19 protein-coding genes are annotated in these 22396 nt (G+C 37.1%); 9 read left to right on the top strand and 10 right to left on the bottom strand.

Translation table 11 applies throughout. The features are described from left to right. Positions 1-15 precede the first annotated feature (15 nt). The 3 genes from ACFTQ7_RS16720 to ACFTQ7_RS16710 form a co-directional block, all read right to left on the bottom strand. Complete coding sequence (locus ACFTQ7_RS16720) at positions 16-777, bottom strand: CPBP family intramembrane glutamic endopeptidase (protein WP_386830014.1); 762 nt, start codon at positions 775-777, stop codon at positions 16-18. Further along, positions 774-1343 (bottom strand): TetR/AcrR family transcriptional regulator, encoded by a 570-nt coding sequence (locus tag ACFTQ7_RS16715; RefSeq protein ID WP_386830013.1) that lies wholly within the window; start codon positions 1341-1343, stop codon positions 774-776. Before ACFTQ7_RS16715 ends, ACFTQ7_RS16720 begins: the two co-directional genes overlap by 4 nt. Before the next feature lie 204 nt (positions 1344-1547). Then, on the bottom strand, positions 1548-1952 hold the full coding sequence (locus ACFTQ7_RS16710; protein ID WP_386830012.1) for a winged helix-turn-helix transcriptional regulator: 405 nt from the start codon (positions 1950-1952) through the stop codon (positions 1548-1550). Between the two features lie 165 nt (positions 1953-2117). Between ACFTQ7_RS16710 and ACFTQ7_RS16705 the strand changes: the two genes are divergently transcribed. Both ACFTQ7_RS16705 and ACFTQ7_RS16700 read left to right on the top strand, forming a co-directional pair. After that, on the top strand, positions 2118-2834 hold the full coding sequence (locus ACFTQ7_RS16705) for a 3-ketoacyl-ACP reductase (protein ID WP_349660674.1): 717 nt from the start codon (positions 2118-2120) through the stop codon (positions 2832-2834). Between the two features lie 858 nt (positions 2835-3692). Further along, positions 3693-4139: an SRPBCC family protein gene (locus ACFTQ7_RS16700; RefSeq protein WP_386830011.1), complete on the top strand. Its 447-nt coding sequence runs from the start codon at positions 3693-3695 to the stop codon at positions 4137-4139. Between the two features lie 172 nt (positions 4140-4311). Here ACFTQ7_RS16700 and speB read toward each other — a convergent pair whose 3' ends face one another. Further along, positions 4312-5184: an agmatinase gene (gene speB, locus ACFTQ7_RS16695; RefSeq protein WP_386830010.1), complete on the bottom strand. Its 873-nt coding sequence runs from the start codon at positions 5182-5184 to the stop codon at positions 4312-4314. Positions 5185-5601: 417 nt separating this feature from the next. Here speB and ACFTQ7_RS16690 point away from each other — a divergent pair, with 417 nt between their 5' ends. Next, positions 5602-7659, top strand: a complete 2058-nt coding sequence (locus ACFTQ7_RS16690; protein ID WP_386830009.1) for a transglycosylase domain-containing protein — start codon at positions 5602-5604, stop codon at positions 7657-7659. Positions 7660-8008: 349 nt separating this feature from the next. Here the strand turns inward: ACFTQ7_RS16690 and ACFTQ7_RS16685 are convergent, their stop codons facing one another. Then, positions 8009-8524, bottom strand: a complete 516-nt coding sequence (locus ACFTQ7_RS16685) for a YwhD family protein (RefSeq protein ID WP_386830008.1) — start codon at positions 8522-8524, stop codon at positions 8009-8011. Positions 8525-8694: 170 nt separating this feature from the next. On the opposite strand from ACFTQ7_RS16685, the gene ACFTQ7_RS16680 reads away from it, so the two are divergent. Beyond that, the gene (locus ACFTQ7_RS16680; protein WP_053484500.1) at positions 8695-8880 is read left to right on the top strand and encodes a 2-hydroxymuconate tautomerase; all 186 of its coding nucleotides are present in this window, start codon (positions 8695-8697) and stop codon (positions 8878-8880) included. Positions 8881-9050: 170 nt separating this feature from the next. After that, the gene (locus ACFTQ7_RS16675; protein WP_386830007.1) at positions 9051-9719 is read left to right on the top strand and encodes a class A sortase; all 669 of its coding nucleotides are present in this window, start codon (positions 9051-9053) and stop codon (positions 9717-9719) included. 51 nt (positions 9720-9770) lie between these two features. Here ACFTQ7_RS16675 and ACFTQ7_RS16670 read toward each other — a convergent pair whose 3' ends face one another. The 3 genes from ACFTQ7_RS16670 to ACFTQ7_RS16660 all read right to left on the bottom strand — a co-directional run bounded on the left by ACFTQ7_RS16670 (position 9771) and on the right by ACFTQ7_RS16660 (position 17370). Further along, positions 9771-14963: a collagen binding domain-containing protein gene (locus tag ACFTQ7_RS16670; protein ID WP_386830006.1), complete on the bottom strand. Its 5193-nt coding sequence runs from the start codon at positions 14961-14963 to the stop codon at positions 9771-9773. A 501-nt stretch (positions 14964-15464) separates the two neighbouring features. Further along, a complete protein-coding gene (locus ACFTQ7_RS16665; protein WP_386830005.1) occupies positions 15465-16838 on the bottom strand; it encodes an HD domain-containing protein in 1374 nt (457 codons plus the stop codon). A gap of 307 nt (positions 16839-17145) precedes the next feature. Further along, on the bottom strand, positions 17146-17370 hold the full coding sequence (locus ACFTQ7_RS16660) for a YuzB family protein (protein WP_049667962.1): 225 nt from the start codon (positions 17368-17370) through the stop codon (positions 17146-17148). Positions 17371-17964: 594 nt separating this feature from the next. On the opposite strand from ACFTQ7_RS16660, the gene ACFTQ7_RS16655 reads away from it, so the two are divergent. Continuing rightward, positions 17965-18612, top strand: coding sequence for an RsfA family transcriptional regulator (locus ACFTQ7_RS16655; RefSeq protein ID WP_386830004.1), 648 nt, complete (start codon positions 17965-17967; stop codon positions 18610-18612). A gap of 59 nt (positions 18613-18671) precedes the next feature. Here the strand turns inward: ACFTQ7_RS16655 and lipL are convergent, their stop codons facing one another. After that, positions 18672-19505: an octanoyl-[GcvH]:protein N-octanoyltransferase gene (gene lipL / locus ACFTQ7_RS16650; protein ID WP_386830003.1), complete on the bottom strand. Its 834-nt coding sequence runs from the start codon at positions 19503-19505 to the stop codon at positions 18672-18674. Positions 19506-19662: 157 nt separating this feature from the next. Between lipL and hemQ the strand changes: the two genes are divergently transcribed. Next, complete coding sequence (gene hemQ, locus ACFTQ7_RS16645) at positions 19663-20412, top strand: hydrogen peroxide-dependent heme synthase (protein ID WP_197139591.1); 750 nt, start codon at positions 19663-19665, stop codon at positions 20410-20412. 42 nt (positions 20413-20454) lie between these two features. On the opposite strand, the gene ACFTQ7_RS16640 is transcribed toward hemQ, so the two are convergent. Beyond that, positions 20455-20637: a hypothetical protein gene (locus tag ACFTQ7_RS16640; RefSeq protein WP_079559343.1), complete on the bottom strand. Its 183-nt coding sequence runs from the start codon at positions 20635-20637 to the stop codon at positions 20455-20457. Between the two features lie 754 nt (positions 20638-21391). On the opposite strand from ACFTQ7_RS16640, the gene ACFTQ7_RS16635 reads away from it, so the two are divergent. Next, positions 21392-21775 carry a cell wall hydrolase gene (locus ACFTQ7_RS16635; RefSeq protein ID WP_386830027.1) on the top strand — a complete coding sequence of 128 codons (384 nt, stop codon included), beginning with the start codon at positions 21392-21394 and terminating at the stop codon, positions 21773-21775. A gap of 21 nt (positions 21776-21796) precedes the next feature. Continuing rightward, a complete protein-coding gene (gene gerQ, locus ACFTQ7_RS16630) occupies positions 21797-22138 on the top strand; it encodes a spore coat protein GerQ (protein ID WP_349660687.1) in 342 nt (113 codons plus the stop codon). The last annotated feature ends 258 nt before the right edge of the window (positions 22139-22396 follow it).

Genomic DNA, 22396 nt, shown 5'->3' with positions numbered 1-22396 from the left:
TTTTGACTGTCGAGTTTAAACATAGCTTTCAGGATTTTTTAAATTTATAGCATTCTTCTTAGGAAATAAAACTCTCCAGAAATAAATTGCAAGTACCATTAACACAATACAATGGAAGATATAAATAGAAACAGCAAGAACATCTGGCTCACTTTTATCGGTCATGAACGCAATAAAATCATGCGTAGCGTGCCATATAATCGGAAACATAATACTTTTTGTCTTTGCAACAATTTCAGCACAAACTAGCCCAAAGAGGAATGCAAAAGTTATTTGGAGTAATATCATTAATAAATCAGCACCGGAAAGTATATTTGCAAAATGTCCAATACCAAACAAAATTGAGGAGCCTATAATAGCCACTTTAAGCCCTTTCGCTGATAAATATTTGAAAATTAGGCCTCGGAAAATAAACTCTTCACAAAGACCCACGGCAATAACAAATAAAAGTAAAATAAGTACGTATCGCGCAGAAGAACCATCTTGATCTGTAATACCATTAAAGAATGCAACTAGCTCAAAAATAACGATAACAACCATCCACGCCTCTGCTTTAAACTTTCTAAATCCGAAATCTTGGAAAGAAAATTTACTTTTTTTCATAATCCAAAGAGTGACTAGTACACCAACTGCAAAGGCAATAAATTGAATCAAAAATATAGAGTTCAAGCTACTTATATTTTTCACCGTAATAAATGCACCAGCTATGGTAGGAAAAACAATTGCCAGCAAAGTAAATAATATTGATAAAAGAATAGGTGAATTTTTCTTTTTCATTTATTTTCTCCATTCAATAATTTTAGTTTAACGCCTTCAAAAACATCTTTTAAAATACTCTCAATTTCTGAGCTATCTAAATCGCAAGTATTCGTCGCACACATTGTCGCAATACCATGTGAAGTTAACCATGTATCGATAAATAGGGATTTAGCGGAGGTTTGAGTTAATCCTGTTAATTTTGAAATTATTGCTATAATCCCTTGGTTTTCTACGTCATTTAATAAATCCGAAAAGCTGGAGATTTTATATTTATTGGATAGAAATAATAGCTCAAATAGCTTTTTTTCTTCGCGAGCAAAGTTAATATAAGCCAAACCCATCCCTAAAAAAGAACTTTCTTGCAAGCCTTGAAACATTCTTTCGTTGTATAGATTGCCAGCCCTTTCATATATTGAATACTTCAATTCATCCATATTCGAGAATAATCGAAATATAGGCTTTGTCGAACAACCTAACTCTTTTGCTAAATCCCTTGCATTAATACTATCAATCCCACTTTTTCTAGCCATTTCAAAAGCACAATCCAATAATATTTCCTCTGTAAACCGTTCTTTTGGTGCCAAAAAATTCGCCTCCCTTAATAGGTAACATTTGTTACCTATAATGTAACAATATTTTCCTGGTCATGTCAATAAGATATCTATTGGTACCTGGAAATATTTTATTAGCCAAATTTTAAAAGCAGATGGGGCTAAAAGTGATCTCATTATGCCTCCCCACTTTTTAGCCCCACATTATTTACGACTGACATATTGCTTTCGCTAATATCACTGACAATTTAAATCCTCCGAGATGACCTCATTATTGCTTTCTTTTTTAATTTGACCGATTCTATTTTTTCCCCATTCATACATCATTTCAACGATTGGTAATAACGTCATCCCTAGCTCAGTCATTGAATACTCGACTTTCGGAGGAACTTCTGGAAACACTTCTCGATGAACAATCCCATCTTCCATCAGTTCACGTAATTGGTTTGATAATATTTTATGAGATATTTTCGGAAAAAGTCTTTGAAGCTCACTGAAGCGATGCGGTCCGTCGACGCCTAAATGCCACAGAATAACAACCTTCCATTTACCGCTTATGATCGATAAGGTAAGTTCTTTTTCACAATGATAATCGTTATTTATTATTCTCTCTTTTATCTCTTCTCTTAATTTATCTGTCATAAAGCGTACTCCCTTTTCCTATAAGTAACTTTTAGTAACCTCCGCACAAAAAAGTGCACTCTTCACAATGTAGAAAACCGTAGTAAAATGAGGTTAGTCTTAAAGACAAATCTTAATCTATTTTTTCGTCTAAATAAAACGATCTTATCTAAAGGAGAGAAAAACATGCAAGCAATCGCAGGTAAAGTGGCGTTAGTTACAGGAGCTGGACGTGGAATTGGACGCGCAACAGCAGTAGCTTTTGCGCAAGAAGGTATTCACGTAGGTCTTGTTGGACGTACGCTTGAAAATTTACAACAAGTAGCAGAGGAACTAAAACAATATGATGTGAAGGTAGCCATCGCTACGGCAAACGTAGCGGATTTAGACTCTATTACTACAGCCGTTGAATCTATTCGCGGTGAGCTTGGCGCGATCGATATTTTAGTAAACAATGCTGGTATTTCAAAATTCGGTGGCTTCATGGACTTAACGCCTGAAGAATGGACAAATATTATCGATGTCAACGTAAAAGGTGTGTACTACACAACACGCGCTGTATTACCAGAAATGATCGAGCGCAATACAGGCGATATCATTAATATTTCCTCAACAGCTGGTCAAAAAGGTGCACCAATTACAAGCGCATACTCGGCTTCAAAAGCTGCAGTTATTGGACTAAGTGAGTCATTAATGCTTGAAGTGCGTAAGAAAAATATTCGCGTTACAACATTAACGCCAAGTACAGTTGCTACAGATATGGCTGTTGAACTAAACTTAACAGACGGCAATCCAGAAAAAGTAATGCAAGCAGAAGATTTAGCAGATTTAATGGTTGCACAACTAAAACTTCATCCACGTGTTGTCTTAAAACACGCAGGACTTTGGTCGACGAACCCTTAATAGAATTCTTTGAAAGATCAAGGCGCTATCCGATGTATGTTGGATGGCGTCTTCTTTTTTTATATTTAGTCAAAATATAAAATGGGGATAGCTTAAAGCTATCCCCCACTCCAACTTCATTACTTATTTTACCCATTCTAAAGTTGAATCCATGCACAAACGAAATTAGACATAAACAAACTCGTGCTCTAAAGACTTATCAAAAGGGTACGAGTTTATTTAGCTCTAGTTATAAATTTTCATCTATTTTTTTCTTTTCACCAATGACTTCTTCTGCTTCATTATTTTCTCCAACTATATGAATAGCCTCCAATAACTTAATAATAGTAACTGATGGTAATGGTACAGGTGGTATTCCGGAGATAGAAGTGAGTGTTGAAATATGAGCACGTAAATAAGGAAATAATACACTAACTGCATTTACAAAATAATCTTGTACCTTACTTTTTCCACGCTAAAGATACCCACTATTGAAACCTCTATAGCAAATAGCACATCTTGAAATTTTTCATTTGAATTAATCCCACACTCTAACAAAACGATTCTAGATTTCTCGTTTTCTACACTGACCAGAAATCCACATCATGGTTGAGAAAATGGTGAAAAAATCTAATGACAACAAAAAAAACATCTACTCCCCATAATATTAATACAATGCTAAACATTACTAGATTCATTATTTTATCAACAAAGTGAAATGTTATTTAAAGTAATAACTCTCAATAGATATATTCCTTTACAACGATCTAGTACAATTACATTTAGTGATAGCCTTAAATTTTCTGTTTGAGGCACAGATTTAAAGGATAAAATAAAAAAAATCAATAATTTTATTATTGAAAGTAGAGGTGTTTTTTGATGAAAACATGGACAAAGACTATTAACATAAATGCTCCCATAGAAAACGTTTGGAGATTGCTTGATGGCTCTTTAGCTGATTTGCAAAAGATTATGCCACAAGTAGTTGAAAACAAACCTATAAAAATAACGGAAGAAGTAGTTGGCAGTGTTTATCGCCAAAAATATAAAGAAGGAAAACGTATCGAAGAGTATGATGTAGAAACATTTGAATATACGAATACACCTGATAAAAAAATATTGAAAGTAGGCTTTACACTCGCTAATATGTTTGAAATTACGGCTTACTATGAATTAAGTAAAATAAATGAAACAGAAACTTCTTTTACTTATACTGTAACAAATAATCCGTTAAAATGGTTCGTAAAATTATTTTTATTGTTTGCTTCGGACAAAGTAGTCATTGAATTTTTAGAACGTGTCAAAAAAGTGGCTGAAGCACAATAATAGTCACTTATTAACAACTCAAAAAGCATCTACTCTCCTTAACGATTGCGTATACAGGTATGCGTAAAGGTGAGGCTTTAGGGCTTCAATGTCAGAGTTTAAAGGAAAGTGGGGCTAGCTCATAGCTAAACCCCACTCAAAGCGCTTCATATCAACATTTAGAAAGCCTTACTTATTTTACCCAGCCTAAAATCATTTCTCTCAATAACTTCGAAGCTGTATTTGCTGTCATTTCTGATGTGTCGTAGATTGGTGCTACTTCAACTAGGTCAAAGCCCACTACATTGACGTTACTTGCCGCAATCGCATGGATTGACGCTAGTAATTCTTTGGATGTAATGCCCCCGCAATCTACTGTTCCTGTACCTGGTGCATGTGCTGGATCAAGTACATCTATATCAATCGTAACGTAAACATTGCGACCTGCTAAAGACGGTAATACCTCTTTTAATGGCTCTAGCACTTCGAATTTTGAAATGTGCATGCCGTTTTCCTTCGCCCATTCGAATTCTTCTTTCATACCTGAACGAATACCAAATGAATATACATTTTTCGGTCCGATATGTTCAGCAATTTTGCGAATAGGTGTTGAGTGTGAAAGTGGCTCCCCTTCATATTCTTCACGTAAGTCTGTATGTGCATCGAAGTGGATAATTGCTAAGTCATCATATTTTGCTGAAACAGCTTTCATAACAGGCCACGATACTAAATGTTCGCCACCCATACCTACAGGGATTTTACCATCTGCTAAAAGCGTCTTTATATATTTTTCAATTTCATCTAACGAGCGCTGTGCGTTGCCGAATGGTAACGGAATATCACCCGCATCAAAATATTTCACTTCTTCTAACTCACGGTCTAAATATGGGCTGTATTCTTCTAGACCAATGGATACTTCACGAATACGCTGTGGGCCAAAACGTGAGCCCGGACGGTAACTAACTGTCCAGTCCATTGGCATACCATAAATGACCGCCTGAGCATCCTCATATGTAGGATGACTTTTTATAAAAACATTTCCTGAATAAGCTTCATCAAATCTCATTAATAGACCTCCACTTTTAGAAATTAGAAATTAGAAATTAATCCTATTACATTCATTTTCATCAGTTCATTACAAAATTGATTTCCGTTCCAATTGAGGGTGTCCAATCCCCCTCCAATCATTTTTCCACATGAAATCTATTTTATAACTTTTGATAATGAACCTCTATTAAGGGCTTACAGGATTGTAATGAAACCTCTATCCCTGTATCCTCGTATACATTATTGGAACGTCTAGCAGAATTCGATTAAAATCTACAATGTGTTATTCTTTTGTCGAATGCTAGCATTTCAAACAGTACAAAAAAAGTATAGATGTTTTTGAATAAAGTGCAATAGTTTTTACCAATAATTTCGATTAAATATGAATGTTCAAACACATACTATACGCAAGTGTGAGAAAACGAGGTGAAGTCGGATGAAGAGAAAAAGCTATCAACGTAAGCAAAAACGTTCAAAGCGTACACGTAAAGCACTTACCTATTTTGTTGCCTTTACATCCGCAATTGTAGTAGCATTTATAGCTTTACGCGTCTATGTTCAAGTGGCTGGTGCCCCGCCTTTAACCGTACCGAAAGCCTCTATTTTTTTAGATGAAAATGAGAACCAAATTGGGGATCACTTTGCGAATGAACGACGTTACTGGGTTAGTCTTGATGAGATGTCTCCCTATTTAAAGCAAGCAGTAGTAGCTGTTGAGGATAAAGATTTTTATAAGCATGGCGGTTTGGATTTTTCTCGTATCGCTGGTGCAATATTAGTTGATATTAAGGCTGGAAGTAAAGTTCAGGGAGCAAGTACAATTACACAACAATACGCTCGGAATCTATATCTTTCACATGAGAAATCGTGGACACGAAAATTAAATGAAGCACTGTATGCTTATAGATTAGAAGTTTTTTATGATAAAGATGAAATACTAGAAGGTTACTTAAATACTGTTTACTACGGCCACGGTATGTACGGCGTAGAAGCTGCAAGCCGATTTTATTATGGAAAATCTGCAAAAGATTTAACACTTGCGGAAGCAGCAATGCTAACCGGCGTTCCAAAAGGGCCAAGTATTTACTCACCTATTGCTAATTTAGAGAAGGCAACTAATCGCCAACACGTTATTTTAAAATTGATGACCGATCAAGGTGCTATTACGCAAGATGAAAGAACACGTGCAGAAAGTGAAAAGCTTGTCTTAAAGAATGATAGCTGGGTAGCCACAAAATCTGTAGCACCATTTTTCCTTGACGTAGCATGGCAAGAGGCTAGTGAAATTTTGAAATCAAAAAATCTCGACATTAGTGAGGGTGGCTGGACTATCCAAACAACGATTAATCTAGAACATCAGAAGGCAGCTGAAGAAGCTGTAGCTAAACATATGCCTGCTGATGATCTACAAACTGCTTTTGTTAGTATGAAATCCAATACAGGCTCCGTTACAGCATTAGTTGGAGGTCGTGACTATGCTGCAAGTTCTTTTAACAGAGTTACACAGGCAAAACGTCAGCCAGGCTCGACCATTAAACCTATTTTATATGCGGCAGCTTTAGAGAATGGTTATACACCATTAACATCTTTAGATGTAGGTGAGACAACTTTCACTTATGATCATGGACGGGCCACATATTCACCTAAAAATGTTAACGGTCAATTTGCTAACCATGATATGTCGCTAGCACAAGCTATCGCTATTTCTGATAATATTTACGCTGTTAAAACTTTAGAGGAGATTGGCTTTAAACCATTTCACGAAATGGCTGATCGCTTCGACGTGACTATTGGTAAGAAGGACAATTTATCCATGGCACTTGGCACGACAGAAACAACATTATATGAAATGACGAATGCTTATAATATTTTAGCATCGCAAGGTAAAAAAACTACGCCTACTACTATTGTTTCTATTAAAAATGCTAACGGTGATACTATCTACGAAAATAAAGAAGTTAGTAAAGAAGCTGAAACCGTTCTCTCAAAAGAAAATACGTATATCTTAACAGAGATGATGACAGGTATTTTCGATCCAGTCTTTAGTGATTATTCTCCCGCTACAGGGATTAGCATTCGCTCTCGTATGACGCATACGTATGCAGCAAAATCTGGCTCTACTAATAGCGATCAGTGGCTGATTGGATTTACACCTAGCTTAACCGCAGGTGTATGGAACGGCTATGATCAAGGAAAAAATCTAACGGAAAAAGAAGATACTGCTGCTACTAAGCAAATTTGGATCGACTTTATGGAGACTGTCAATAAAGGAACAAAGAACGAGGATTTCAAAAAACCGAAAGGCGTTAAAGGTGCGGTCATCGATATTGAATCAGGTAAATTAGCGACAAATGCCTGCCCTCAACAACGTCTCATCTATATGGATGCTAAAGATGTACCAACTGAAAAATGTTCTTCAAACTTTGATATTCTCGATACCGATACGTGGGGAGAGTTCTGGAATATGCTCCCATTCAACATTTTTAAAAATTAACGAATCATGCGGAACCTTTATTAGCAATAAGCGTTTTATTAGCGAAGGCTCTCGACAAAGTAACAGACATATACGAAAAAGAAAAGCTTCCTCTTCCCCGGAGCTGTGTCCGTGGGAACAGAAAGCTTTTCTTATTTATGGTTCGCGAAGTAGATGAGAATCATGGGGCATTTGGCTTGGGTTTGGGTTGTTCAAATGCCGCATAGCGCTCATCACATTCGCAGAACCAAGTGTCCTAGCTTACTAAAATGTAAGTTCTTTATCAAGTTTACTTGGTTTCAAACCCACTTTCAACCTTATATGAAAGCGATTATGAAATGTCACAGATTGTTCAATCATTGTAGGTCTATTAAACAAATAAACCTTGACGCAATTGCTCCTCACTACGAGCCCATAAGTCCGGATTTAGCTCATCTAGGAAAGAAGCTAACACCTTTTTAGACGGCGCATCCATATGCTCTACAATAATGTGACGCTTCATAGATTTATCCATTTTATTCACATGATCAGCTAAAACTTTATAGCCACGACGCTTTTCACGATTAACTACCATTTCACACGCAGTTACACCCGCATAGTAAGGTCCATCCGCTTTATGGTCGATTGTCACCCATACTAGCCAATACGCTTTCCCACCTTCTGAATCAGCGCGATCTGTCGTAAATTTAATACCTCGTTCCACATCACTGCGAGCATGCATAGCACCGATTTCAACTGATGCCGTCCCCTCTTCTATATCGATAATGACTGGCGATACGTTTTCAAGCGAAAGCGAACCGATACCAAATCCCTTATGTCCGTCTGTTGGATCATTTTTAATAATAGTAAAGCCCATTTTTTGTTTTGGTTTTTCTTCATTTGCCATACTTTAACTACCTCCATTCTGCTATTATAAAAGTAAAGCATTGTTAAGCGCATTAGCATCGTAATGAACGCTACTAGCTTTGCGCAAATGCCTACATATAAGTAAGAAGTTTATATAATACTTTCTTATAAACTAACTATACAACATTATTCAATAAAGGAGGCAATATTATGCCATACGTAACAGTGAAAATGCTTGAAGGTCGTACAGAAGAACAAAAACGTGCACTCGTAAAAGAAGTAACAGAAGCCGTTTCTCGTACAGTGAATGCGCCACCAGAAAATGTAACAGTCTTCATCGAGGAAATGTCTAAAAACCATTACGGTGTTGCAGGCGTACGCTTCAGCGATAAATAAAGATTAGAACGGGTAGAGCACATAAAGCTCTACCCATTTTTAACGTATGGTAGCCTTCTAGTGCTTTGTAACGTTTAGAAGCTTGTGACAGGTGTTTTTACGGTTCTAGATACGGAATAGGACCACTCCCCCTCAACTCGTAATTTGAATACTAGGATGTGTTTTATGACATGAATAAATTTAAACTGCCACTACTCATTTGTATGCTTATCGTTGGCCTCTTACTTATTTTCATTAACCCCATTCAACATGCAATTATCGCCCATTTGAGTAAACAATTAAATACAACTGATTACAGCGCTGAGGAGATGGCCAAAAACAAAAATGCAGATGCCGATTTTGAATTTGAAGCCGTACAATCCCTTTCCATAGCGGAAGTCTTAAAAGCTCAGACAACCGCCAGTAAAATGCCTGTCATCGGTAGTATCGCAGTCCCTAGTGTGGATATGAAACTTCCTATCGTCAAAGGAGTTGGTAACGCTTCTCTTGCCGTTGGAGCAGGCACGATGAAGCCTACTCAAAAACTTGGACAAGGAAACTACGCATTAGCAGGTCATTATTTTGAGGAAAAAGATATTTTATTTGGCCCCTTATATAAAGCTAGCATAGGAGATACAATTTATTTAACGGATTTAACGAATATTTATGAGTACAAGATCACAACTAAGGAAATCATCTCTGCAACAGATGTTTATGTTATTGATGATATCTCTGATAAAACTCTTCTAACCCTCGTTACATGTGCTGATGAGGGTACGAAACGACTTGCCGTTCAAGCAGAATTTGTCGAGCAATATCCATTCGACAAAGCACCTGCAAAACTATCAGATACCTTCTAGTATAAGAAAAACCCCAAGATTTTTACGATCTTGGGGTTTTCTTATTGAAAATTATTTCACTTCTGTATTGCGACGACGCAATAAGAATAATGCACCTAGAACAAGCGTTACACCAATTAGTGTAAGAGCTGTTTGGTTTGCTCCATTTGTTTGTGGCAGTTTGCCTTGCGCGTTTAACTGCGCTTCCATTTCTTTTGCATCTGCTTTGATTTTATCAATATCCAGATATTTATCTACTTCTGCCTGTTCCTCTTTAGATAACTTGTTGTATTTATCGAGGAAATCCTTATATTCATCTAATGTATCTTTATCCGCTGTAGAAGGATTGTATGGCTTTAATTCTTTTCCTTGATCAATAACTTCTTCTACAGTTGGTTTTTCAGGTTTTGTTGGGTTTGTTGGATCTTTTGGATCTATTTCGTTACCTGAACCATCTGGATTTGTTGGATTGACTGGCTTCTCTGTCTCTGGTGTTGGTTTTGTTGGTTTTTCTGGATCAACCGGCTTTTCTGGATCCGGATCTGGGTCAACTGGTTTCCCTGGATCAACTGGTTTTCCTGGATCTGGATCTGGGTCAACTGGTTTTCCTGGATCAACTGGCTTTTCTGGATTTGGATCTGGATCTGGACCTGGGTTAGGCGTCCAGCCACCATCGCCGCCTCCGCCTGTTGATTTAGGTTGCACGGTTGCAGCGCATGTATCTTTTACAGTAAATGAGCCAATTAAACTACTTCCCTCATATACATTGTACGTACCTTGTTTAATAGTTTTGTTTGGTAATAGAACCGTTCCTGCAATACTAGTTGTGAAAACTTCACTACCGTCCTCACCTTTAACGATATTACCTTTAGCATCTTTTATTGTTATCTTTGCATTCACATTAGGCGTTCCAAGTTCAGTTAGTACTGTTAATATAAATGAAGGACAAGCAGGTGCTGCTGATACTTCTGCTTCACATTTAACTGAATATTTAACTGTTATTTGACCAATGAATAGATCACCTTGATATACACTATATTCACCTGAAGGAATGTCTTTAGATTGAATCGTAATTTGACCTAATTCATTTGTCGTTTTGCCTGTAGCAATAATTGCTCCTGTTGCTTTATCTTTAATTGTGATATTGCTAACATTAGGGCGTGGATTGCCATTTTCATCCTTCACCATTAATGTGAATAGCTCACATTTTGGTGCTGGTTGAACCGTTTTTTCACATTCGATATTTGTTTCGAAAGTACCAATTTCTTCACCATTTACTTCAACTGTGTAAACACCTGGTTCTAAATCAGTTAATTCAATAACACCTGTCGTAGTTGTTGTGCTAATAATTTCATTTTTGTTAGCATCTTTAACAACGATTTTTGAAGTATCGTCAGTTATATTATTGCCATCAACATCTTTTACAGTTAATTTAAACTCTTCGCATTTTGGTGCCTGTTCAACAATAAATTCATGCCCACAGTCTTTTGTATACGTTAAAGTTACTGTCCCCAAGAATTGGTTACCTTCGTATACATTATATTCACCTGGCTTCACGCCATTATCAGAATTAGTTTTGTTTGATTCAAAAATAAACTTACCTGATGCATCAGTTGATGCCTTTACTTCTGTAGTACCTGATTTTAATGTTAACTCTTTAATATTTGTACGGATGTTTCCGTCTATATCTTTAACTACGATTGTGAAGTTCTCGCACTTAGGTGCTGGTTGAATACTCGCGTTACAGTTTTCACTGTACTCTACAGTAATCGTTTTTAACGTCTCACCATTATAAATAACATCGTACTGACCTGCTTTAACTTGGTCTGGAGTAAAAGTAACTTTACCTTTTTCAACAATATGATTTTCTGATAATCCCGTCGCTTTGCTTACTAATGTTACTGTTCCATCCACTAATTTACCGTCAATATCGTATACTGTTAATTCAAACAGTGAACATTTCAATGGGCTCTCTGGTATGTTGGCGATTTCAACAATTTGTTTACCCTCAAAAGGACCTGATATTGCTTCTTTATCTCGATTTAATGTAAAGATTACGTCCGGATTTTCAAAACCATCAACTTTTGTTTCTTTTAATGTATATTTACCCTCAGCTAATTTTAATCCGAAGTCTAACACACCGTCTTCATCTGTTTTAGCACTAATTAATGGTTTATTTCCTGTGTATTGGCTGTATAAAGTAAACTCAACATCTTTCATTACTTCGCCTGTTGCAGCATTCGTTTTTAAAATGACAAATGGTACTTTAACTGTTGATGCTTGGTTACCATACTTAAAATCAGCAATTGACCAGCTATCTTTTCCACTTGTTTGACTGCCACCTTGATAGCTTACTTCTACTTCATTTTCAGCATCAGAGCCTGATTCACCTGTAAATACTGTTTCGTATTCTATATAGTATCCTTCAGTCACATTACCTAAATTAAGAGTGAATGTACCATTTTTCATATCTACATTTAATGTATACTCACTTGGATCTACAAGTGTCTTCTCTTCAGCTGGATTACTTGGAGTTGTTCCAGACAATGCAACTTTATATACTTTAAATGTATCTTCTAAAATCAATTGTTCTGGGTTACCTTCAGCATCCTTACCTACTGTGTCGGTAATGACTACATTGTCTAATTTGGATTGTGCGTAGTTAAACTCAAAATTCCACTTAGCTACTGCAGAACCACGATCAGCTTGAAGACCCATTTTGTTTAAAATTTTGTCTGTATGATTTACATTAACTGTTTTTGACCACGATGCATTCTCACCTTCATCGCTTGTTAATGTAGCTGTATTTGTAATACTTACTGGGTTACCATGAGGGAAAATGCCATCTGCATCTACTGATTCATACGTCACTTTATAAGGACGATCAATATTCCCTAATACAAGCTTAATTTCGTTCGCTTTACCTGAAGAGTTTTTAATTCCTAATGGTTCTCCTGTCGGTTCGAAATCACCACTTGCATTTAGTTCACCTTTTTGCACTACAATATTTCGAACTATTTGTGTATCTGGTAATTTATCCTCAAATACAGCATTTTTTAAAGTATTGTAGTTAAAGTTAAATTCAACATCCCAGGAGAAGGTTTTAGTTTTGTAATTATAATGACCTTCTTTTTTTCCATTTGTTTTTTGTTCAGTTCGAATCTCTTGCTCAGCCGAAGCAGATGGAGATTTTGGTAAATTTTCATTTGTCATTGTTACATTATTATGATATTCAATTGTATTTGTTCCAACATGTCGAATATCGTACTCTGTATCATACGTAATCTCGATAGGTTCATTTATTGCTTTGTTTAAAGTAATTGTAAATCCAGTTTCATTGTTAGTACTTAACTCGTAATCTTCATCTTTTAATTTTGTATTACCTACTTTTACTTCTAAAGTATTCACTATTAAAGATAGATTTTTATCTGTAAAAGTATCAACAAACTTCGTACCAGCAGCTAAATTATAACCAGCTTGGTTCGCCACAATCTTCCATGACATCGTTTTATTTTGATAGTCAATACCATTTGCATATTTGTTTAGTAATAAATATTCTTTATAATAATAAGAATTATCTTCTACCGGTATTGACATATCTTTGCGTGTTACTTCATTTTTTACCGTGAAACTATCTGTTGGATACACACCCTCTTTTGGCTTTGTTGCATATTTGATAACATATGGTTTTGTTACGGGAGCATTAAATATTAATTTAAAGCTATGTCCATCTTCCTTCTTAACTTCGTAAGAAATAGTGGCAGGAGTCCCACCTGCCTCAAATACTGCCACCTCTCCAACTAATTCTTGAGTATCGCTCCAGATATCCGTTAGTACAGCGTTTTCCTGAGATATATTGCGGTTATTGAAGTTGTAATTAATTGTCCAATATGTTGCTAAATCAGTAGCAGTAGGACCTGTATGCGTTTTTGCTAATGGATCACCAAAATTCACGTTTACTGGTGAAGTAGTGGATTTCCCATTATAAGCTGCCTCATTTTTAAAGATAGCACTTTTAACGTTACCTGGGTCACCAACTTCTGTTTGATACGTAATGAGGTAAGCCGTATGCTTTTCATTCGGCAATGCAATTGTCATTTTGTTGTCATCGAAGGTTGGAGTCACATTGACAGGGTCTTTAGAGACTGTTGTTGCGCCATTAGGTGATACATTTAACTTTGTAATTTTTACAGAATCTTGTCTAAATGTATGCGCTCCTTCTAGTGTATCAACAAAATTTGTTGTGCCTGATGCTTCATTAACTCGTAAATCTGTATTAACCTCTACTGTCCAGTCAATAAACTTACTGTTTTGTGCGTGATTATCTGCTACACCTGATTTGGACACAGGTTTACCGTTATTCGTTTTAGGTTGAAAATTCAACTTGATGTTTTCAGTGCCAGGTAAATTAATTGTTTCTTCCCATTCCGTATTACCGCTTGCAAAGTTTGCTTGTACGCTAAAGTACGCACCTGGCTCAAGGGCAACACCCGTTCCGAATTCATCTCTTAACTCATCGTTAAATGTAATGACGATCTCATTTCCAGTTTTTGAAATTGTACCTACCTCACCATAAGCCGTTCCATTCGGGAATGTGATATTTTCAAAAATAGCTGGTAAAGTGTACGTTAATGTTGTGCCTGGACCATAGTTATGTCCCGCCGCTAGTTCTAAATGAAATTTAAACTCTGCAGATTGTCCGTTAGTAACATTAATACTTTCATTTGAACTTACCTTTTGTTTATCCACAGTAAACTCAACATTTTTAATTACATCAACAGACATAATTGGGTCATACGATGGTGGTGTAGTTTCATCATCCTTATCTTCTTTTGGATTTCCTCCTTCATCACTAACAACACCTTTTTCAGGTTCAGTTTGTGTTTCAGGTAGTTCACCTACACCATTAGAACCAGTAATAGTACCAACACCTTTTTCATGTTCAGTTGAGGTTTCAGGTAGTTCACCTACCCCCTCGGAACCAGTAATAAGACCATCGCCTTTTTCAGGTTCAGTTGAGGTTTCAGGTAGTTCACCTACTCCCGTGGTACTAGTAATAGAAGCATCACCTTTTTCAGGTTCAGTTAAGGTTTGAGGTGATTCACCTACGCCCGTGTTATCACTAGTACCCGCTTCTCCTGATTTCACTGAATGTGCTAATGATTGTGCTCCCTCTACAGCAAACACCGAAATCGGTGAAAGGACTGTTTGGAATACAAGTAGCATTAAGATTACTGCTATGTTTAGTTTTTTAAATTTTTGCATGTTTCTCTCCTTTTCTAAGTTCAGAGAGTTACCTGTTGGTGTTTGCTGACGACGTTGCACCTTTTCGTCATGTCGAAAAGTATGCCGCAAACAATAGGTTCGTCCCTCTTACCTTCTATTCAATGGTCGTCTATATGAATACACTCGAATAAGTACTCACGAATAGGCACTTACGATGACTTATGTATGTGCGATGTACAATTAGAATATATCCATAGTACTTTGGTGATACCTTTATTAATAGGTCTCACCCCCACTAGGGTTTAAGTCTCATTATAAAAGAGTATACTAAACAATTTCTAAACATTCTCGGACTTTCTATTTATAAAATTCTAAAAACTTCTATATAGTTTCCACTTTTTTCATCTTTATACAATGACAAAAAAACAGCGAAAATAACTCAAATAGAGTACTTTCGCTGTTTTTCACTATTGGTATGTTGGAATACTATTTATTCCACTTTATTTAATATACACATTTTTATACAAAAAAATTTTTTAATTATTTTTTTCCCTGCCCTTGAATCAAGGCTAATATTTGTTTCTTCACAACGGGATGGGCACTGTTGTCCTCTAAGAAATCTAGTGGGAAATATACTTTATGATCTCGTTTCATACGACCAGAAATAGAATCAACAATAATAGATTCACGTGATAGCTCTCGTAGCTCTCCATTTTTCATTTCTAAAAAAATAGGAACACGGACTTCCTCTTCTCCTGGTCGATAAAAGTCATAAGGTAAATCTGCTGTCGTATCGTGGACAAGATAATAATCTGGATTTAAATCAGCTTGCTTGAAGAGCTCTTGTAGTTTTTGATATTTATCTAACTCTACTCCTGGATCTAAATCGATGTACTGAAATAGCTTTCGGTTAACAAAGCGGCGGCTTAAGTCACTTAATATAGCATCTTCTTCTTGCATCCAAAGTTGAAAATATGTAAAAAGAATACTCTCATCTAATGCAAGATAGTCATCTAGCGTAATGGAGTTGCGGAAAAATGCTAAAAAGTGTGTAGGCTCGTGCTTAAATTTATAGCCAGCCAAGCTTAGTTGCTTAGCTCTTTTTAGAATATTATTCAATACGACCTCTGCACTTCGAGATACTGGGTGGAAATAAATTTGTAAGTACATTTGATAGCGGCTCATTATATAGTCCTCTACCGCATGCATTCCCGTTGCCTTGATAACGACCTGATTTTTCCGTGGACGCATTACTCTTAATATACGCTCCATATCAAAGTGACCGTAGCTTACGCCTGTGAAATAAGCATCACGCTGTAGGTAATCCATACGATCAGCGTCGATTTGACTCGATATTAAACTAACGACCTGCTTATTCGGATATGTTTTTTCAATGACCTGTGATACTTTCTCCGGGAAGTCAGCCGAGACTTTTTTTAATACGGCATTCACTTCTGTATCACCGAGCAAAATTTGTCTTGTATAAAATTCATGATCAAGCTCAAAAACATTTTCAAAGGCATGTGAAAATGGCCCATGCCCTAAATCGTGTAAAAGGGCTGCACAAAGCACTAGAAGGCGTTCATCCTCATCCCATTCCGGACGACCTGCAAATATATCATCTACTATGCGGCGTACAATTTCGTAAACGCCAAGTGAGTGACTAAAGCGACTATGCTCTGCACCGTGGAATACTAAAAATGTTGTACCGAGCTGGCGAATTCGACGTAGTCGCTGAAATTCTTTCGTACCAACTAGATCCCAAATCACTTGATCCCGTACATGCACATAACGATGCACTGGATCCTTGAATACTTTTTCCTCTTGTAATTTAGCTTTTGCATAATGTGTCAATTGTACAGCACCCCCGTTTCCTATTAGTTCTATTATATGCGATAAATACAGGACTAGCATACATATTGCCTTTTAATTATAGAGACTATCAACCTAACTCACTGTATTCTCGTCTTATTTTAGGTTTCTATCGACCTAATTTCCAAAAGATGAGGCGATGTGAACATGTACCTTCCGTCGCTTTGCTGGTTCTATCCGTCGCCTTCATGGCTTTCCGTCTCTCTGACTCTTCTTTCCGTCACTTCGACTCTTCTTTCCGTCGCTCTAACTCTTCCTTCCGTCAATTCATCGATTCTATCCATCGACAATAAAAATCCAAACAAAAACTATCTTCAACTAGACTAGCGAAGATAGCTTTTTGTTTTACCTATTTCTTTAACTTTGCTAAAACCTTTTCCATTAGTTCTTCTTCCGTTAATGCAGCAACAGGACGGCTATTTACAAAGGTAAATGTTTTTTTACGTCCCGGGCCACAGTAAGAATGACAGCCAATTTCGATGGTTGCATCAGGATCGATTTCCTTTAATTTTGGAATTAACGTTTTTAAGTTAACGGCCTGACATTCATCGCAAACTTTAAATTCGTTTGCCATTTTGTCAACAACCCTTTCTATATATTATTTTTGTAACTTCTTTCAGCTGAAAGTCTCCCACCTCATAGGTGGTGAAATAATTGCGGTTTTAAATCACTTTTCAGCGGGTCTCAAACCATCCGCTGAAAGAAGTTAAAGCCTCCGGCGGATGTCACGGAATCAGAATGGAGTTCTTAGGGGATGTTAGCCTAAAGACATCGCATCCATGCGATAACGGCTAACTGACCTGCATCGGTAAAAACGCCACGAACTGTGGCATTACCGAAATGACCGACATCGTGTCGGCCCTCGTGTTGCTGACGCTACGTTAGCACTGCGCTTTCGCACAAAAAACATCTGCAGGACTAAGCACAAAGCCGATTCCGGACGCAATTATGCCAAGGCATAATTGATTCAAAAATCCGTTTCTATTGAACGTATGACTTTCACATATTTAAGTATGTAGCATACGTACAAACCTACAACGGGTATTGTATCGCATTATTCCCCTTGTATTCAAGCATAATTCCTTCCACATGGATGAATAAAAGGTTAAAAGATTGGTCATGCTAGTTGTAAATAAAAAGTTCCAAATAAAGGTGGGAGGATTTTAATATGAGTAAAGTTAGACAAGATGCTTGGTTAGAAGAAAACGATGAATTGTTAGCAGAGGCGGTTATTCGCCATGTGACGGAAGGTAGTACACAGTTAAATGCCTTTGAAGAAGCTGGTGATGCTTTGAATCGTACTGCTGCTGCATGTGGTTTTCGTTGGAATGCTGTTGTTCGTAAAGAATACGAGGAACAATTATCAGAAGCAAAAAAAGAAAGAAAAGAAAGAATGCGAGTGTTGGGAGCTCCGGCAAGACGCCGTGCTTCTAGTATGTTTACAGTTAATAGTACTGCCGCAGAGGGTAAATCAATTCCTCTATCTGCATTAAATCTTGATATTGTCATAGCCTATTTATTACGTTTACAGCACTCTGGTGAAATAGGTAATGAGTCTACAAAATGGAGACAACTAGTACACGTAACATCTGAGAAAAATAAAAAACTAGAGAAAACCATTACACAGCTAGAAGAAGAAAATAGAGCTATTCGAAAAGATTACGAGCAATTTGTACAAATTATGAACCGTGCTAGACGACTAGTTACACTAGATGAAGAGGACGAACGAATTGCACCTGTTTTCAAAATGGAGAAAAACGGAAATCTTGTTGTAAGTAGCCCTTATACACAAGAAAATGGCGATGCGCTTATTTAGCAGCATCGCTTTTTTTTGCAACGATCTCTCATTGACATCCGCTCAAGGCTTTCGCTTCATCACTTCGGTTCAAGCATTTTCGTATTTCGTTCTAAAATACGTTGTAAATAAAACGCATATAGCGTTATTTCTTCATCATGAAAAGATTCAACTCGAATTTCTTCTGCCATATTGTTAAGAAGTTGCTGTAAACGAATAACAACGGCTTCCACTGTTAATGATACGTCCATTAGTTCAGATAATGACGCCATCACATCAGGGTCAATATTAGGATACGTAAATTTCGTTTCCTCTCCTTTTAGACTTTCCTCATAAAAGTCACGAATGAGTGCAGCTCGATCTGAACCGCTTCCTTCAACACATAAATAAATTTGCACTGCTACACCTTGACGTAAACGTCTCTGAGAAATACCAGCAAATTTCTTTCCTTTAATACTTAAATCATAGGAACCTGGACAATAGGAGCCTACAATTTCATAGGCTTCAATTTGATCTGCTACTTCAGGGAACAAGCTTTTTACTAAAGCTACCATTACATCATAGCCATCATTAATACTTAGCGCTTCCGTTTGTTCAGATAATACAATTGAAATATTCAGTACACCTTCATCCAGCACAACTGCTAATCCGCCTGAATTGCGTACAATAGGTTGATAGCCTTGTGCTTTAAGCAAATCCATGCCCTGCTGCACATATGGTAAACGGTGATCCTGAATACCAAGCACAACAGATGCATCATGTACCCATGTACGAATAGTTGGCGGAGAGGCTAATTGCCCAACTAGCTGACATAAAGTATCGTCTGTTGCAAAGGATTCAAGCGGCGATCTTTGCTTCGCGCTAATGGATTGATCGTAAAAACGCCAAATCGGCTGTTGTAAAATACTTTTCATGATTGGAGCTCCTCTATTTACATCTCTTCTCTTTAGAATACATTATCTATGGAAGGTGTCAAATTCGTGAAATGCAATCATGAACTTAGGGATTTTGTACAAACTATGATAAACTAAATTTCGAATGATATTCACTTATAAAGGAGTGTTTTTAATAATGAATGAAGCAGCTATTACTTTAGATGGTTGGTACGCTTTACATGATTTCCGCTCAATCGATTGGGCTTCATGGAAACTAGTTTCTGCTGAAGAACGCCAAGCAGCAGTAGAAGAATTCATTGCATATTTAGAAAAATTAAACGAAGCTGATATCGCTAAAACAGGTGCCCATGCATTTTACGCAATCGTTGGTCAAAAAGCTGACTTTATGATTATGACTTTACGTGAAACAATGGAAGAACTACAAGAGCTTGAAGCTGAATTCAATAAATTAGCGATCGCTGATTTTACAATTCCTACATATTCATATGTATCTGTTGTAGAACTTTCTAACTATTTAGCAGGTGATTCAGACGAAGATCCTTACCAAAATCCACATGTGCGTGCTCGTCTATATCCTGAACTTCCACGCGCTAAGCATGTATGCTTCTATCCAATGGATAAGCGTCGTCAAGGCAATGACAACTGGTACATGCTTTCAATGGATGAACGCAAATCGCTAATGCGTTCTCACGGTATGATTGGTCGTGGCTATGCTGGTAAAGTAAAACAAATCATTACTGGTTCTGTTGGCTTCGACGATCACGAATGGGGCGTAACTCTATTCGCAGATGACGTACTACAATTCAAAAAATTAGTATATGAAATGCGTTTTGATGAAGTTTCAGCTCGCTACGGTGAGTTTGGCGCATTCTTCGTTGGTAACCTTCTTGATCAAGAAAAACTTGTGAAATTCTTAACTGTTTAATTAAATATAAAAATGCGAGTCCACCAATCGGACTCGCATTTTTTAATATTCGCTTTCTTCGCTGTTCTCTGATTCCAATATTAAAATAATTGTATGAATAAAAAAACCAGCTAGAATCATTAGGAAAACTAAATACCAATTATACGGTTGCTGATAGTACTCTGCTATCCCAACGGCGATGAATGCACTTATGATAATTGCTACAAACGTACCAAAAGTATGCATTATAACACTCCTTCATGAAAGCAAAAAAATAATTTTCAACTTTAGTATGTCACCGTTTATATTTAATATACTTGCAAAACATCAGATTCCATTTACTCCATTAAAAAAATAAGAAAGTGTCATCGTAATGGACGACACTTTCTTATTTTCATATGACCGTGCTGCGCTTCAAGACCTTTCATCTTTAACTTTCAAAATTAATATAATCGTATTGATGAAAAATCCGACTACGATTATTAGTATAAAGAGATACCAATGGAGTGGCTGTCCGTAAAAACTCCCCACTAAAAATGCCAGCACAGCACTCAAAAAAATACCTACCCAAACACCAATCTCCATACCCTGTCACCTCACATGTATTCAATACACATGCAATGCCCATCTCACGTTCCCCGATATAGTTTCTATTCTCTTTTCACCCATTTTTATACGCGTAACACCAAAGTTGAAAAGCATGCCATTTAATAGCTGGTAGATTCCTTGGGGGTTAGCTTCATTTCTGGAACTAACGTAGTAGAGAAATGAAGGATAAACACACACGGCCTGTGCGATTCAACTCCACGTTATAGTCATGAATAAAAAATTTTTTCGCCTCTTTTACATACGACTCGTCATTATTAATATATGCTTAGCCATTTTAAACTGTGAATTTCTTTCATCGAAATTGAACATGTCTACGATACCATCATGCATATACTGTCTGCGAGGAGGAGTAAAAATCGCTGTTATCAAAACGAATGATGCACAAACAGCCATGCTAGCAAGGCTTATGCGTGCCGAGGCAGAGGGTGAAGGGAACCAAGGTATGCTGATGGTCGGCAATGTTGGCGTCAATCGTGTACGAGCAGATTGTTTAGATTTTACGGATGTTCGTACAATTGAACAAATGGTATATCAGCGTCCAGGGGGCTTTGAAGCGACACTAAAAGGCTACTTTTATCAGCGAGCACGTGATCAAGACCTTCGATTAGCAAGGAGAGTTATTCAAGGTGAAAGATTCCATCCAGCAACACGTTCACTATGGTTTTTCAGACCTGAGGGAGATTGTCCAGCACAATGGTATGGTCAGTGGAACACGGGAAGATTCAAAGCGCATTGCTTCTTCTCGCCAACCGAAGAAGATTGTCCTCAAATCTAAAAGAAAGAAGGTTGATAACTTATGATGCCTTATTATTGGACACCGACAACGCAACAACAACAAATGCCTCAAGTGCCTCCACAAGTACTTCCCGGAGCACGCCAACCTGGACGGGAGCAATCGTATATTGAAAATATTTTTCGTTTAAATCGTGGAAAACCTGGTACTTTCCATTTTTCCTTCGAGCATGCGATTGAGCCAGGGAAAAACACGAAAGTAGTGCGAGGCGTTGTAGAAGCTGCTGGTAGAGATCATGTTATTTTACGTGAACTCAAATCGAATCATCGTTTCCTATTCCCAATGATTTACTTTGATTTTGCTGAATATGATGAGGAAATGGCATACTTTGACCAAACTCCATAATTGAAATGAGCTATTCATAAGTTCGTATTTTCTAAATTCCACTCCTCAATAGCAAGGAGGACCGAGCAAAGGGGTGCTCCTTCGCTACTTCTTGCTCATACTTCGTTGCAATACAGTTTCGTTGTGACTCCCAATTAGGTCTCATGTTTTTGATTGCCCGCAAATGTTTTTCGTATGGAATGAGGAATCTACGTGGGCATTTACCATTAAATAAAAATTAGCATGGTAGGATACTTCCTAGCATGCTAATTTTTATTT

The sequence above is a fragment of the Lysinibacillus sp. NPDC056959 genome (genome assembly GCF_042674095.1).
Classification (GTDB): Bacteria; Bacillota; Bacilli; order Bacillales_A; family Planococcaceae; genus Lysinibacillus; species Lysinibacillus zambalensis.
Note: the sequence above shows the minus strand (reverse complement) of the source record. Positions and strands in the feature narration are given on the sequence as shown.

Bases quoted from the DNA above. Each gene is read 5' to 3' on its own strand.
- ACFTQ7_RS16660 (WP_049667962.1), bottom strand. From the start codon at position 17,370: ATGGCAAACGAATTTAAAGTTTGCGATGAATGTCAGGCCGTTAACTTA.
- ACFTQ7_RS16690 (WP_386830009.1), top strand. From the start codon at position 5,602: ATGAAGAGAAAAAGCTATCAACGTAAGCAAAAACGTTCAAAGCGTACA.
- ACFTQ7_RS16685 (WP_386830008.1), bottom strand. From the start codon at position 8,524: ATGGCAAATGAAGAAAAACCAAAACAAAAAATGGGCTTTACTATTATT.
- hemQ (WP_197139591.1), top strand. From the start codon at position 19,663: ATGAATGAAGCAGCTATTACTTTAGATGGTTGGTACGCTTTACATGAT.
- ACFTQ7_RS16655 (WP_386830004.1), top strand. From the start codon at position 17,965: ATGAGTAAAGTTAGACAAGATGCTTGGTTAGAAGAAAACGATGAATTG.
- lipL (WP_386830003.1), bottom strand. From the start codon at position 19,505: ATGAAAAGTATTTTACAACAGCCGATTTGGCGTTTTTACGATCAATCC.
- ACFTQ7_RS16665 (WP_386830005.1), bottom strand. From the start codon at position 16,838: ATGCTAGTCCTGTATTTATCGCATATAATAGAACTAATAGGAAACGGG.
- ACFTQ7_RS16705 (WP_349660674.1), top strand. From the start codon at position 2,118: ATGCAAGCAATCGCAGGTAAAGTGGCGTTAGTTACAGGAGCTGGACGT.
- ACFTQ7_RS16640 (WP_079559343.1), bottom strand. From the start codon at position 20,637: ATGCATACTTTTGGTACGTTTGTAGCAATTATCATAAGTGCATTCATC.
- ACFTQ7_RS16635 (WP_386830027.1), top strand. From the start codon at position 21,392: ATGCTAGCAAGGCTTATGCGTGCCGAGGCAGAGGGTGAAGGGAACCAA.
- ACFTQ7_RS16670 (WP_386830006.1), bottom strand. From the start codon at position 14,963: ATGCAAAAATTTAAAAAACTAAACATAGCAGTAATCTTAATGCTACTT.
- ACFTQ7_RS16680 (WP_053484500.1), top strand. From the start codon at position 8,695: ATGCCATACGTAACAGTGAAAATGCTTGAAGGTCGTACAGAAGAACAA.
- speB (WP_386830010.1), bottom strand. From the start codon at position 5,184: ATGAGATTTGATGAAGCTTATTCAGGAAATGTTTTTATAAAAAGTCAT.
- ACFTQ7_RS16710 (WP_386830012.1), bottom strand. From the start codon at position 1,952: ATGACAGATAAATTAAGAGAAGAGATAAAAGAGAGAATAATAAATAAC.
- ACFTQ7_RS16700 (WP_386830011.1), top strand. From the start codon at position 3,693: ATGAAAACATGGACAAAGACTATTAACATAAATGCTCCCATAGAAAAC.
- ACFTQ7_RS16720 (WP_386830014.1), bottom strand. From the start codon at position 777: ATGAAAAAGAAAAATTCACCTATTCTTTTATCAATATTATTTACTTTG.
- gerQ (WP_349660687.1), top strand. From the start codon at position 21,797: ATGATGCCTTATTATTGGACACCGACAACGCAACAACAACAAATGCCT.
- ACFTQ7_RS16675 (WP_386830007.1), top strand. From the start codon at position 9,051: ATGAATAAATTTAAACTGCCACTACTCATTTGTATGCTTATCGTTGGC.